This window comes from Streptomyces sp. NPDC059564 (assembly GCF_042735575.1).
Taxonomy (GTDB): domain Bacteria; phylum Actinomycetota; class Actinomycetes; order Streptomycetales; family Streptomycetaceae; genus Streptomyces.
On record NZ_JBHWBP010000213.1, the window covers coordinates 1 to 13,051 of the forward strand.

The following is a 13,051-nucleotide window of genomic DNA, read 5'->3' on the forward strand; positions in this document are numbered from 1 at the left end:
CCGCCGTCGGCGTCCCAGTTGCCGGGCGACATTGCGTCGCCGCCGTCGCCGCCGGCGGCGATGACGGTGCCCTGGGCGGTGATGTTGCCGTCGTTGCCGATGCCGCCAGCGCCGCCGTCTCCCCTGCGCATTCCTCCCTCGCCTCCACCGCCGCCGAGGACGGTGATGGTGTCGATGCCGCCTCCGCCGATGATGGTCCGGTTGTTGCCGTCCCCGCCCTTCCCCCCGTTATGGGTCAAGGCTCCGCTGTCGCCGGCACCGCCCCTGACGAAGATGTGGTCGTCGCCGGGGCCGCCGTCGATGGTCCCGTCGTTGCCGATCTGTCCGTTGCCACCCATGGTGCCCGACGCGGTCTCTCCCTCGACGAAGATGGTGTCGTTCCCGGCCCCGGCCTCAATGGAAACGCCGCGGACGACGCCTTCGTAGCAGCGGATGGTGTCGTCACCGCTGGTGCCGCTGATCATCGACCCCGACACGCGGACGGAGTTGACGATGCAGCTGATCTCCGCGGCCGACGCCTGGCCGGGAAAAACAATGACCAGGCCGCATGCGGAAGCCAAAGCGGCGGTGGCGGAAAGCGCGGCCCTCCACGACACAGAGCCGACGGACGGACGGACGGCGTACGGGCGATCATCACTCCCCCTGCGAGCGTCCGCCTACTCCGGCGACGGGCACACTGGCCGAAGAAGATCGGTTCCCTGGCCGCGTGGACCGGCACAGGACCGGGACGAGCGCGGCGCTGACCGTCGAGCTGGACCGCGGTCTCGCCTTGGTGATCACATCGGGTGGTGGAGGGCCGCCTCGCGGGGTGGCCCTCCACCGTTCCGTGCCCGTCGGCCGATGACCGACACGACAGGCCGACGACCCAGGGAATCCGGCCCATGGGTAAGAGCCTGGTCGAAGATGGCCTCCGCTCCGGGCAGGTGTGGTCGTTCTCAAGCTCTGCGGTGCATCGGGCGTACGTCGCTGCGCGCTGTTCTTGCATGCCGACGTCGGACAGGACCGTAGGCGCCCTCTGCGGCAGCACCCACAGGGCTTCACCCCGTCCCTGTTCCGAGGTGGCGGTCTCGCGATTCTTCAGGTGGCGCTTCGCCGGTTCCCTTGATGCTTCGGCGAAAGGGGAACCACCAGTTGAACCGGCCCAACAGAACCATGAGGGCAGGCACGAGGAGCAGCCGGACGATGGTGGCGTCGATGAAGACCGCGACCGCGATGCTGATCCCGACTGCTTTGAGAACTACGAGTCGGGAGGCCGTCAATGCGGACATGACGACGATGACGATCAGAGCGGACGCGGTGAACAGGCGGGCGGTGTGCTGGATGCCGCGGGCGACGGCTTCGCGAGTCGGCACTCCGTGGGCGTGCTCCTCCACGGTCCTCGCCAACAGCAGGACCTCGTAGTCCATGGAGAGGCCGAACGCGACGCACAGGATGAGAACGGGGGCGATCGTGTCGGTCACGCCGGTGACTTCCCCGATCCCCAGCCAGCTGCGCAGGTGGCCTTCCTGAAAGATCAGGACCATCACTCCCAATGTGGCACCGAGGCTGAGGGCATTGGTGAGGAGCGCTTTGACGGGCAGGGCGATGCTGCGGGTGTACCAGCCGATGAGTGCCAGGGTGGTGATCGCGATGAGGATCAGGGCTGTGATCAGGTGTTCGCGGATCGCGTCCTGGAGGTCGGCAAGCCATGCTTGAGCGCCGCCCACGAGGACCGGTACGGGCGAAGGGGTGGCGCGAACGGCCCGTACGACGTCTGCGCCCTCGGACGTTTCGGGACCCACGTCAGTGATCAATCGCGCCCACACCCCGGCTGGTGAAGCGTAGGGGCTCCCTGAAGGGGGTGCTTGGACGCGGGCGCCCCGTCGGTAGCTGCCGGTGGCCGTCTCCACTCGGTCGACGTGAGGGAGGCTGCTCAGGCCGCGGGCGTACGCGTCGAGAGCCGAGGTGTCACGGGGAAGCCGGACCGTGGGCAGAACGACCTGTACGGGGTTGAGTGCCGCGCGGTCGAAGTCCTGGCGCAACGCTGCGGTCGCCTGGTGCACGGGGGCGGTCGAAGGCAGGGCCCGGTCGTCGAAGGCTCCGAACTTCGCGCTGGCCAGAGGAAGGACCAGGGCCCCAAGCAGGGCGCCGAGGATGAGCGCCACAGGCAGGGGCCGGTTCATCACCCTGTGCGCGAGGCGGTACCAGGCGTTGGATGTTGCGGTACTTCGGCCGGGGCGTTGCGTGATGCGGCGGCCGAGGAGAAGGAGTGCGGCCGGCAGGGCGAGGAGGGAGAGGGCCATGCCGATGGCGACGGCACAGATGCCGCCGTACGCGATGGAGCGGAGCATCGCGAGGGGGAAGACCAGCAGAGCGGCCAGGCCGGCGATGACCGTCAGGGCCGAGCAGACGACCGTACGGCCGGCGGTGCGCCAGGTGATGAGGAGTGCCCGGTATCGGTGGTCGGGTCCGTCGGCGGTGAGTTCTTCCCGGTAGCGCGTGATGATGATCAGACTGAAGTCGACGGCCAGGGCGAAACCCAGGGCGGCGGTGAGATTCAGCGCGATGACGTGCACGGGTGTGAAACGGGCCAACACCACGAGCAGGGCGGTGCCTGCCGCGACGGTCGAGCACCCGGTGAGCAGGGCCAGGGCGGCCGGAACGAAGCCCGCGAAGACCAGCACGAGGACGGCTGCGGTCACCGGTGCGGCGAGGAGCTCGGTCCGCATGAGATCGGCGCGGCTTTGGTCTTCGATCGCGAGCCCGACCGCGACGGGGCCGGCAGCTTGGACGTCGAGGGGCCCATGGTGGCCGGTGAGCGCGTCGAGGACGGGTTGGAGATCTTCGCGGAGGGTGTCCTCGGTGGTCGTCAGGCGCAGGTGGATCAGGGTGGTGCGACCGTTGCTGCCTCGGAGCGCAGGGGGGTGTCGGGGCCAGTACGAGTCGACTGCGACGACCTTGTCGAACTGTCGCGCCCGCTGGGTCAGGCGTGTTCCGGCGAGGTCCGCTTCGATGCTGTCCACCGATTCCGTCGTGGTCGCCACGAGTGTCACGGTAGGGCTGCCGGCGCGAAAGGCCGAGGACAGAAGGTACTCGGCGCGGACCGACTCGGAATCCACTGTCGCCGTGCCGGCGTGGGTCAGGCGCTGGGTACCGGACAGAGCGGTGGCCAGCGCGAGGAACACCGCGAGGCAGGTCAACGTCAGGACGGCGACCGGATGACGCAGCACTTGCGAGGCGATTGCGTCCACGACGCTTGTGCGAGGCGGGTCGGTCGCCGGGAGCCCGTGTGGGCGTCGAGCGGGTGGCGTGTGCCGCTCAGGTCCGTGGGATCGGGAGGTGCCCGCGAGGCCACGGCGGGTGGGTTGCGGGGCGGTCATCTTCTCGTCTCGTGCGTGCGGGTCGGCGCAGGCGGAGCGGATCGGCGGCGGCATCGTGTCCGGGGCGGTGCGGGCTGAAGGGGGCGTCGCTCCCTTCAGCCCGCTCACCCCCGGACCGGGACGTGCCGCGGTCCGCGTGCGGTCACGGCTATGCGGTGATGACCGATGCGAGGACCTTCTCGACGGCATCCGCCCCCGTGGCCGCCCCGCCCGCTTCCTCGATCGCCTGCCTCAGCGCCGCAACGCCGCGAGTGATCTCCGGATCGGTGGTGACGGTGTCGACCGCGTCGCGGAGAGCCTTTGGTGTGGCTTCCTCGCGGGGCAGGTGCCGGCCGAGTGAGAGGTGCTCCACTTGGCGGGCGTTGACCAGCTGTTCCGACATCTGCGGGACCACCACGAGAGGGACGCCATGGGCCAGTGCCTCCATCACACTGCCCATGCCACCGTGCGTGACGAACGCCGCGGCGTGGGAGAGCACGTCGAGTTGCGGCACTCGTCGCATGATCTCCATGGAGGCGGGAACGGAGGCGAAGCCGGCGGGATCGACGCTGTTGCCGACGGCCATCACGACGTGCCAGTGCGAGTCGGCGAACGCGTCCACGCACGCCTGGTAGAACTCGGGACGGCGCGTGAACTGGGTACCGAGAGAAACCAGAAGTACGGGACGTCCGTCTGCGGGCGGAGTCCAGCTGCCCTGGTAGGAACGGTCGGTCAGGCCAGGGCCCGCATAGGTGACGGCCCGGGCGGTGACGGCGTCGGGCTTGCGCTGGAAGGCACGCGGCAGGAACGCCACGGCGTGCTCCGGTTCGAGGAGAAGCTCCTCCAGGGTCATGTTCAGGCCGTGTGCCGTGAGCAGCCCCCTGGCCTCATCGAGCTCCGGAACGTGGGTCAGGTCGGGTACCCCGTACATCTCCGGCAGGACACCTTCGTACGGCAGGTGCGAGGGAGACAGCCTGATGGCCGGGACCTGCCAGTACGCGGCGAGAAGACCACCCGCTGCGGCGGACACGTCGTACAGCACCACATCCGGGATGTCCTCGGCGAAGGCGACCGCGAGTTCGGGCAGCGCGCTGAGCACCTGCCGGAAGGCGAGAATGGCTCCGGCGACCAGATCCTCCGGGGGCTCCACCTCGGTGTCGGTGGGCCGGTAGGCGACGAGCGTCGCGCCGACCGCCTCCACCTGTGTCCTGAAGTCGTCGGTGAGGGCGTAGCTCACACGGTGGCCACGTGCCACCAGCTCGGCCACCAGGCCCAGTGTCGGGTTGACGTGGCCTGGTTGGGGCACGTTGAACACCGCGATGTGCTTGCGCTCTGAGGTGAGCGGCCCGGGGGTGGGCACATCGGTGGACGAGGACGAGTTCATCGGTGACTCCAAGCGCGGCGACGGTGGTGGACGGAGCGGAAGCGGTGCCCGGCTCAGCGCCCCATCGATGCCTTGGACCCGGTCATCGCCGGTCCAGGACTGTCGGTGGGCTGCGCCGGACGTGGAATGGTGACGGGGAGGGCGGTGAAGGTTCTGAGGTTGAGTCCGGACGGTCTGGTGGCGGGACCGTCCGTGCGCAGAGAGGGGAAGCGGCGTGCCAGTTCCGGTAGGAATTCGTTGGCGTTGAGCCGGGCAAGCGCCGCCCCGAGGCAATAGTGGGCCCCGGCGCCGAAAGCCAGGTTGCGTTGCGGGCGGCGCCGAAAGTCGAGAGCGCCGGGGGAGGGAAAGTGTGCGGGGTCGCGGTTGGCCGCCGCGATCAACGCGTGAACCAGTGTGCCGGCGGGCACCGCAAAGCCCGCCAGGCTCGTGTCCTCGGCCGGGACGCGGACCACGTTCTGTACGGAGGGATCCCATCGGATGAGTTCCTCGACGGCCTGCGGGACGGCCTCGGGGTGTGCGGCCAGCCAGCGCCCCTGCTCGGGATGCTGCTCCAGAGCCTGGACAGCGGTGGCGAAGAGGGACGAGGTCGTCTCGACGCCGGCGCCGAGGAGGAAGACGATGTGCGAAGCGAATTCGTCCATGTCGACCGGCTCCGAGCCGGGGCACCCAGTGGCGGCCCACCGGGAGAGCAGACCTTGCCCGGCACGGCGGGTGCCGTCCTTGAGGAGGGCCAGGACGTAGGCGTGGAACTCCGCGGCCGCGGCTTCGGCAGCGGTGACCTGGGAGGGCGTGGCGAAGGGTTCGGTCAGCGGAGCGGTCTGCGTGCTGTACTGAGCGATGAGTGTCCGGTCCGTGTCCGGCAACCCCAGTACGGCGCACATCAAGGCAGTGGGCAGTGCGCGGGCCACGATGTCGACGAACTCCGCTCGGCCGTGCTGGTCCACCTCTCTGGCGAGGGCGTCGAGGTGGGTGCGTACGAGTTCGCGCACCATGGGCTGGAGACGGACCAGGGCGGCGGGAGTGAAGGGTCCTGACAGCAGTCGGCGCGCGGCGCCGTGCTGCGGACCGTTGAGACGCGGCAGGGTGCGCATGAGCCTGGAGGTCACATACCCGGAGGCGAGACCGCGCGCCGTGCGCCACTCCTCGTCGGGCACCTGCCAGTTCCGGTCGGTGAGGACGTGCAGGCATTCGCCGTAGCCGGTGACCACCAGTGCGTAGGGGCCCAGGCTGACGACCGGTCCGGGACTGCGGATCTCCTCGAAGAGCGGGAAGGGATCCTCACGGCCCCGGCGGGAGTGCAGCCTCCGGATCACCCCGAGTGGCGCGGCCGGCGGAACGGTGGCGACAGCCATGATCGGTCTACTCCTTTGCGGGCCTATGGAGTGCGGAAGGCGAGGACTACGTTGTGACCGCCGAAGCCGAAGGAATTCGATACCGCGGCTCCGATGCGCCGGTGCAAGGCCGTCTTCGAGACGAGGTTGACGTCCAGGCCGGGGCCGGGACTCTCCAGGTTCGCCGTGGGCGGAACGGTGGACTGCTGGATCGCCAGAACGGTCAGTGCCGCTTCCACGGCGCCTGCCGCGCCGAGCAAGTGTCCCAGCACGCCTTTGGTCGAAGTGACGACCGGACCGTGGGGCAACACTCGGCGGATCGCGTCGGCTTCGATCTGATCGTTCAGGACGGTCGACGTGCCGTGGGCATTGACGTGGTCGACGTCTCCGCTGGCGAGGTCGGCATCCAGCAGCGCGGCCAGGAGCGCCTGTTGGGCACCTGCGCCCTCGGGGTGCGGGGCTGTGGGGTGGTGGGCGTCGCTGGCCGAGCCGCAGCCCGCCAGGAGCGCTCGGGGGCGTCGGCCACGGGCAGCGGCGTGCTCCGCTCGCTCGAGGACCAGCACCGCTGCGCCTTCGGCCATCACGAAGCCGTCCCGGTCGGAATCGAAGGGCCGCGAGGCGGACGCCGGCTCGGCACAACGGCGGGAGAGAGCACCCAAATTCGCGAACGCGGCGACCGTGAGCGGCGTACTCGCCGCCTCCGCTCCACCAGCAATCACGATGTCGCACTGGCCGGAGGTGAGCAGGTCCTTGGCGGCCGCGACTGCCGTCGCACCGGACGCACAGGCCGTCGACACCGCAAAGCTCGGCCCGCGCGCCTTGCAGGCCAGCGCTACCTCTCCGGCCGCGGAGTTGGGCGTCAGTTTCGGGATCATCACAGAAGAGACGCTCTGCGGTCCCTGCGTCAGGAACCTGGCGTGCTGGGCCTCCCAGGTGGCGACGCCCCCCATGCCGGATCCGATCACCACACCGACGCGGGTGGCGTCCCAGTCCTCGGCGCTCAGACCGGCATCCGCCAGCGCTTCGTACGCGGCCGCCACCGCGAACTGGGCGAATCGGTCCAGCCGGTAGAGATTGCGCCGGCCCACCACGCTGGTGTCGAATGCGGCCACGGGCGCACAGAAGTCGACAGGCAGACCTGCCAACGCGGGGTCGGTCACGGCAACGGTGGAACCTCCCGCACACACTCTGCGCCAGGTCTCGTCCACCCCCGCTCCCGCTGGGGTGACCATGCCCAGGCCGGTCACGGCGATGTCCACCGTGGTCACAGGCCGGCCTGCAGGACGGATGCCCGCTTGCCGTCGACGATGTCGGCCAACTCGCCCAGCGTCGTTCCCTTGCCCACTTCCTCACTGGTGACGGTGACGACGAACTGCTCCTGCACCATGACGGCGAGTTCCGCCAACGCCAGGGAGTCCAGCTCAAGGCCGCTCAGGGTGGCATCGGCGCTGATCAGCTCCGGCTCGACCTGGAACGTGCTCTCGAGAATGCCTACCAGCGTGTCGTAGACCTTGCCCGCCATGGGATTCTTCCTTCCAGAACCGGCGCCGAACCCGAGGCCGGGGACCGTGTGCATCGCACCCTCGTCGTGACGACGGGACACTTCTCCGCGATCAACGAGACGCTCCCGCCGAGGTAACGTTCAGTCACGAGATAGACGTGATCCATTGCGACCCCCCACCCGCGGCGCAACCTTCCATGTGATGGCCAGCCTCGTCGCTGTTCATCCATTCGGGTCAGGACAGATGGACGGCTCTGGCGCCTGCTGCTACAAAAACCCTGCGTTCTGGCTGCTCACGGCATGCCTCAACCGTAACCGTCCGACCCCGAAGGGCATGTGCCCGCCTCCCCGCGCTGGCCCCGAACAACACTTCGCCGACCACGAGAAGCGGACCGATTGATGCAGCAACTCGATGTCATTCCGCACACGATCCGTCACCAACACATCGACTTCCACGTCGAGATCCGCACCAGCGCGTCACCCACCATCGCGCCCGTCCTGGCCGTTCGCGCACTCGCTGAACGAGAGGCAGCGATCGGCCCCCAGACCAAGGCCCTACTGCCGCTGGCCGACATCGTGTCCGTGCGCATCGGCGGAGTATCCGCTCCCGGAAAGCTGCCTCCGGGCAGTCGACTGTCCGATCTGGCAGACGGACTCGCCGGGGTACTGGACGAACTCGGTCTGCCCCGGGTGAACATCTGCGGCACCTCCCATGGCGGGGAGATCGCCTACCAACTCGCCCTGCGCCACCCAGACCGCACTGAACGCGTCGTCCTGACCGGTGTCGCCGCACGCCCTCCCGCCCTGCCGCGTGGCACCGATCCGGCGGGTCTGTCGGCCTTGATGCGAAGCCCGGCGCGGCGCGAGGTGACGCGCGAGATCATCGCCCGCTTGCTGTGCCTCAACCCCGCCCGTCCGGTACGAGGCCGGGCGACCATGGAGTGGGTCCTCAACGACATGCTCGCCACGGCCGACGAGGGCCAGATCGGCATGTGGAGGCGCTGCCTGGAGCTTCTTTACGCAGCGTCCCAACCGAGCGGCCTGCAGCCTCCCCTGCTCGCGGTGACCGGGGAACACGACGTCGCCAGCCCGACAACGGAGTGCCGTGCACTGGCGGCCATGTCGTCCCAAGCGGTGTTCGCCACCATCGCGGAAGCCGACCACTGGGTCTTCCTCACCCGTTCCCACGAACTGCTCGACCTCACCCGCAGGTTCCTCCTCGACGAACCCCTTGAAGGCCTGCCCTACGTCGCCGCCCTCGAACGGTTCAACCGACAGGTGTCGGCTCAGCGCTCACGCTGAGCAACTGGATCACGTCAGCAATCGGCAGGCTGGGTCCGGTCGGCAGCAGCCGGCCGAGGCTCGCTCGTTCGTGGCTGCACGTCGGCCCTGCGAGGAGAAGTGCGGATCGCCGGTGCGGTGCGGCACAACGACAGCCCACCGCTCGCGCAGCCCCCTCTCCCGAACGCCGCAGACCGAGATCTCGGTGGGTGTGGGTGGATGGTCAGGCCGGTGTGGGCGAGGAAGGGCCATGGCAGTGGTGGGTTGTGGTTGATGCGGTGGATGCCTTGCTCGGTGGCGTCGGCGACGTCGGCGAGGTGGACGCCGGCGAGGTTGGCGAGTGCTCACCGGGCACGAACCCGCCACCGGAGTGACCAGAGCGGGGCGGCTGCCCAGGTACGGTCCCCCGCAGCAGATTCACCAGCACGCTCAGCCGCCCCCGACCCCTACCGCGTCTCCCGCTGCAACCCGACAGGGTGCGGCTCCCGGTCGTCGCGGTTCGGCAGGCGTGGGTGCCGTCAGCAGCCTCCCCAAAACACCGCCTCCGTGAGTACTGAAGTTGCCTTCGAGTCCACTCGAGGGTGTTGGCTAGTGAGAGAAACACCGCTACGTGCTGACCGTACGGATGACGAGTTTCCTCGAGGAGCAATCATGACGCAGAAGATCTGGTTCATCACCGGCGCCTCGCGCGGCTTCGGCAGGGAGTGGGCAACCGCCGCCCTCGAACGCGGCGATTCGGTGGCCGCGACCGCGCGCGACCTCTCCACGCTGGGCGACCTTCGCGACAAGTACGGAGAACGACTGCTGCCCCTGCGTCTCGACGTGACGGACCGTGACGCGGACTTCGCCGCCGTGCGACAGGCGCACGAGCGGTTCGGGCGCCTCGACGTGGTGGTCAACAACGCCGGTTACGGGCACTTCGGCATGGTCGAGGAACTCACCGAGGCCGAGGCGCGCGCGCAACTGGAGACCAACTTGTTCGGCGCCCTGTGGATCACGCAGGCGGCGCTGCCGTTCCTGCGCGAGCAGGGCAGCGGCCACATTCTCCAGGTCTCCTCCATCGGAGGCATCAGCGCCTTCCCGATGGTCGGGATCTACCACGCGTCGAAGTGGGCGCTCGAAGGCATGAGCCAGGCGCTGGCCCAGGAAGTGGCGCCGTTCGGCATCAAGGTCACGCTGATCGAGCCAGGTGGGTTCGCCACCGACTGGGCGGGTTCCTCGTCGAGCACGTCCGAGCCCTTGCCCGCGTACGCCGACTTCCACCAGGAGGTGCAGGAGCAGCGCCGCAAGCGCGTCGGCACGCCGGGCGATCCGACGGCGTCCGCCGCGGCCGTGCTGAAGATCGTCGACGCCGACGAGCCGCCGCTGCGCTGCTTCTTCGGTTCGGCGCCGCTGGGCATGGCCAAGGCCGACTACGAGCAGCGTCTCGCTGTGTGGGAGAAGTGGCAGCCCGTGGCAGAGCTGGCGCAGGGCTGAACCGGGGCGGGAGACCCGGCGCACGGAGCGGGCAGCCGTGCGCGGAAAGAAGCCCGTGCGCGAAGAAGGGGGCCGGCCGGAGTGCGGTCGGCCCCTTCTGGGGTGCCACTCCATCACCGGTCCGGCGCTGCCGCCGTGCCGCGCACGCGGGACGGCCAGGACAGCTCACGCCGGCACCGGCCACCGGCCGGAGGCGCTCTGCACGGTCACATCCGTAGGCGCCCTCCCCCAGTCCGGTCAGCGTCTCGGCATCGGCCTCCGCCAACCATCCGAGACAGGTGGTCCCTCCCCTCCGCGCCGTCCGCCAGGAGGAGCCGTGGACCGTCGAACCCGACCGTCGGGGTGCGCCTCCCCTTCCCGGGTGCGCCGTGGCCACGGGCGGGGTCGCGGGGACCCGGAGCTCGCTGTGCGCGAGGAGCCAGGCCACCACCGCGCTGGTCGAACACCGGGCTCGTCCGCGTTCCACCCGCCGGGCCGGGAAGCCGGGCAGGTTCCTGCGCCGGGACGTGACGGCCGGCCGGCTCGCCCCGTCGATCCGGCTGACCGCCGCCAGTCCACCTCCGCCGTGGTGACCCCGACCGGACCCAAGGTTCAGTACGGTGTGGGGCTTCCGGTCGAGAAAGACCTCGTCGGGATGGTCCTTGTAACCCTTGGGCATCACGTTGCACGGACCGATCGCGATGTCACTGGAAGCACTGCTCACGAGGCAGGTGTCCCTTCTCGCCGAGGAAGCGGACAAGCACGGCCCACAGCCGGCCGTCCCGCAGATTGCACCCACCGAACGTCCGATACGAACGACGGTGCACCTCGACACTTCCCCCCACCGGCCTCCTGCTGGGCGGAGTCCTCAGCGAATGCCTCGACTGGCGCTGGAACCTGTACGTCAGCCTTCTGTCCCGCCTTCGGCGCGCGGCCGCTCTGCCGTCTCTCGGGTGATGTCGGCGTAGAGACGGAAGAGGGCAGGGCCGTCTTCCCCGCTTTGCCGTTCGTGCAGAGCCGCCCAGCACCGGGCGATGAGTTCCCGGGCCTGGGTGCCGGGCCAGGGCTGGGGCAGGAGCTGAGGCGGCAACAGCGGGTCGGGCTCCATGGCGCGGGTGAGTTCGGCGGCCAGCTCGACCGCGATGGTGAGGAGTGCGGACGGGGAGAGTCCGGCAGGGTCGGTGAGCCGGGCGAGGCGGGGCCGGGCGATACGGCTGAGGCGCTGGTAGCGGTCGGCGATCTCCTGCAGGGACCACAGGCGGCGGGCGAGTTCGGCAGGCTCTTGGGTGTCGCCCTTGCGCAGGTCCGTCGTGGTGAGGAGGGTGAGCGCGCCATGGGCGCCGAGGCGGTGGGCCGCTTCTTCGACGTACGGTTCCCAGGCGTTGGCGCAGACGTACAGTCCGCCCTGGAGCGGTGCGCCGCCGAGGTGGACGAGCGTCTCACGCAGGGCGTCCCGAGCCATGCGCGCCGATTCGGGCACTGCGAAGGCGGCCAGGTGCCAGACACCGTCCCAGGGCGCGAGCCCCGCGTCTTGCTGGAAGGCGTGCTGCAGGAAGTCCGCGTTGGGGGCCAGGACACGCATGGTGTCCGCGGTGGCGCGCAGCTCCGCCTTGCGGCCACGGCCCTCGTGCGTGAACCGGCCCTCGGCCACGAGGCGTTTGACGCACAGCCGCACCTGCTGGTCGCTCATCCCCAGGGTGTTGGCGACGCTGTACAGCTCGTCCGCGCCGACGGTGCCGTCCTCGCGGATCAGCGCGTTGACGAGCATGCGGGTGGGGACCTCGACGTGGTCCGTCTCGGCGCTCACAGTTCCTTCGCCCCTCTTGTCGCGACGGTGCGACGCATGGTGGTCACCGCCCCGAACCCCAGCAGCCCGCGCAGGTAGGGCGTGCGCTGCGTACGCACGGCCGTGAAGCCGCGACGCTCGTACAGGGCCCTGGCCCGTGGATTGGTGTCGATCACATCCAGTCTGATCTCCCGGCAGTGCTGCTCCGCCGCGACAGCGGCCACTTCCTCGATGAGCAGACTCCCGACGCCACGGCCGCGCATGGCCGGGTCCACGGCGATGCCGTCCATGACGAGCTGGCCGGGGGCCGGGTGGCGTTCGAACAGGGCGAGGAGCAGGAGTCTGTGCAGTCCTCGCAGGTGTCCGTACACGCGCAGTACGGCGGAGGCCGATCCCCCGGTGAGGGCACGACCGTCGAGTTGGTAGCCGGCGAGGCCGACCAGCTGCCCGCCGAGGAGCGCGCACACCGCGCGATCGGCGTTCAGGTGGGCTGCGAGGAAGGACACCGCCTTGTCCGGCGGATTCAGGGCGGGGCCGAGTTTGCGGCCGAAAGCGTCCCAGTACAGCTCGGCCGCCCGCCGCTCGGCTCCGTCCGGAACGCCCCGCCGGACAGTCACCGGGCCAGTACCGGTGACCGTCGCGTCTAGTCCCATCACGTTCCCCTCCTTCTCGCTGCAAGACCCAACGTAAAACTATCACTTCTATGACGACCGTATCCATGGTGATAGTTTCAGTCGGCGTACATCCGAACCGACATCCGAACCGAGGCGGTCACATCCCATGGGTCCCAAGATCCAGCCCAGACGGCGTCGCGGGCTCCGCACAGCCGCGTGGTCATTGGCCACAGTCCTGGTCGTAGCCGGCGGTCTCATCGGTGTGGTGCTGTGGCAGAACTCCTACGCCGTGGACGAGCAGCGGGTATCGATCCGTCACGGTGGCCACACCCTCAACGGAGTACTGGCCACCCCCAAGGAC

9 protein-coding genes and 1 pseudogene are annotated in these 13,051 nt (G+C 69.4%); 2 read left to right on the top strand and 8 right to left on the bottom strand.

Going from position 1 to position 13,051, the window contains the following annotated elements; genetic code table 11:
* The 6 genes and pseudogenes from ACFV0Q_RS28120 to ACFV0Q_RS28145 all read right to left on the bottom strand — a co-directional run.
* Nucleotides 1–596 (bottom strand): annotated as a pseudogene (locus ACFV0Q_RS28120) (hypothetical protein); the annotation flags it as partial.
* A 441-nt stretch (nt 597–1,037) separates the two neighbouring features.
* Nucleotides 1,038–3,548 carry an MMPL family transporter gene (locus tag ACFV0Q_RS28125; RefSeq protein ID WP_385009157.1) on the bottom strand — a complete coding sequence of 837 codons (2,511 nt, stop codon included), beginning with the start codon at nt 3,546–3,548 and terminating at the stop codon, nt 1,038–1,040.
* Nucleotides 3,508–4,722 carry a macrolide family glycosyltransferase gene (locus tag ACFV0Q_RS28130; protein WP_385009158.1) on the bottom strand — a complete coding sequence of 405 codons (1,215 nt, stop codon included), beginning with the start codon at nt 4,720–4,722 and terminating at the stop codon, nt 3,508–3,510. Before ACFV0Q_RS28130 ends, ACFV0Q_RS28125 begins: the two co-directional genes overlap by 41 nt.
* Nucleotides 4,723–4,775: 53 nt before the next feature.
* Entirely contained in the window at nt 4,776–6,074 is a 1,299-nt protein-coding gene (locus ACFV0Q_RS28135) for a cytochrome P450 (protein ID WP_385009159.1), read from the bottom strand.
* A gap of 23 nt (nt 6,075–6,097) precedes the next feature.
* Nucleotides 6,098–7,321, bottom strand: a complete 1,224-nt coding sequence (locus ACFV0Q_RS28140) for a beta-ketoacyl-[acyl-carrier-protein] synthase family protein (protein ID WP_385009160.1) — start codon at nt 7,319–7,321, stop codon at nt 6,098–6,100.
* Nucleotides 7,318–7,575, bottom strand: coding sequence for an acyl carrier protein (locus tag ACFV0Q_RS28145; protein ID WP_385009161.1), 258 nt, complete (start codon nt 7,573–7,575; stop codon nt 7,318–7,320). The genes ACFV0Q_RS28140 and ACFV0Q_RS28145 overlap by 4 nt, the downstream gene beginning before the upstream one ends.
* Nucleotides 7,576–7,953: 378 nt before the next feature.
* On the opposite strand from ACFV0Q_RS28145, the gene ACFV0Q_RS28150 reads away from it, so the two are divergent.
* Both ACFV0Q_RS28150 and ACFV0Q_RS28155 read left to right on the top strand, forming a co-directional pair.
* Nucleotides 7,954–8,856, top strand: a complete 903-nt coding sequence (locus ACFV0Q_RS28150) for an alpha/beta fold hydrolase (protein ID WP_385009162.1) — start codon at nt 7,954–7,956, stop codon at nt 8,854–8,856.
* Nucleotides 8,857–9,486: 630 nt separating this feature from the next.
* Nucleotides 9,487–10,311 carry an SDR family oxidoreductase gene (locus ACFV0Q_RS28155; RefSeq protein ID WP_385009163.1) on the top strand — a complete coding sequence of 275 codons (825 nt, stop codon included), beginning with the start codon at nt 9,487–9,489 and terminating at the stop codon, nt 10,309–10,311.
* 883 nt (nt 10,312–11,194) lie between these two features.
* On the opposite strand, the gene ACFV0Q_RS28160 is transcribed toward ACFV0Q_RS28155, so the two are convergent.
* Entirely contained in the window at nt 11,195–12,058 is an 864-nt protein-coding gene (locus ACFV0Q_RS28160) for a PaaX family transcriptional regulator C-terminal domain-containing protein (RefSeq protein WP_385009165.1), read from the bottom strand.
* A gap of 35 nt (nt 12,059–12,093) precedes the next feature.
* Nucleotides 12,094–12,729 (bottom strand): GNAT family N-acetyltransferase, encoded by a 636-nt coding sequence (locus ACFV0Q_RS28165; RefSeq protein ID WP_385009164.1) that lies wholly within the window; start codon nt 12,727–12,729, stop codon nt 12,094–12,096.
* Nucleotides 12,730–13,051: the final 322 nt, after the last annotated feature.

Coding starts and splice junctions, on each gene's coding strand:
- ACFV0Q_RS28125 (WP_385009157.1), bottom strand. CDS start 3,548: ATGCCGTCGAGAAGGTCCTCGCATCGGTCATCACCGCATAGCCGTGAC.
- ACFV0Q_RS28130 (WP_385009158.1), bottom strand. CDS start 4,722: ATGAACTCGTCCTCGTCCACCGATGTGCCCACCCCCGGGCCGCTCACC.
- ACFV0Q_RS28135 (WP_385009159.1), bottom strand. CDS start 6,074: ATGGCTGTCGCCACCGTTCCGCCGGCCGCGCCACTCGGGGTGATCCGG.
- ACFV0Q_RS28145 (WP_385009161.1), bottom strand. CDS start 7,575: ATGGCGGGCAAGGTCTACGACACGCTGGTAGGCATTCTCGAGAGCACG.
- ACFV0Q_RS28150 (WP_385009162.1), top strand. CDS start 7,954: ATGCAGCAACTCGATGTCATTCCGCACACGATCCGTCACCAACACATC.
- ACFV0Q_RS28155 (WP_385009163.1), top strand. CDS start 9,487: ATGACGCAGAAGATCTGGTTCATCACCGGCGCCTCGCGCGGCTTCGGC.
- ACFV0Q_RS28160 (WP_385009165.1), bottom strand. CDS start 12,058: ATGCTCGTCAACGCGCTGATCCGCGAGGACGGCACCGTCGGCGCGGAC.
- ACFV0Q_RS28165 (WP_385009164.1), bottom strand. CDS start 12,729: ATGGGACTAGACGCGACGGTCACCGGTACTGGCCCGGTGACTGTCCGG.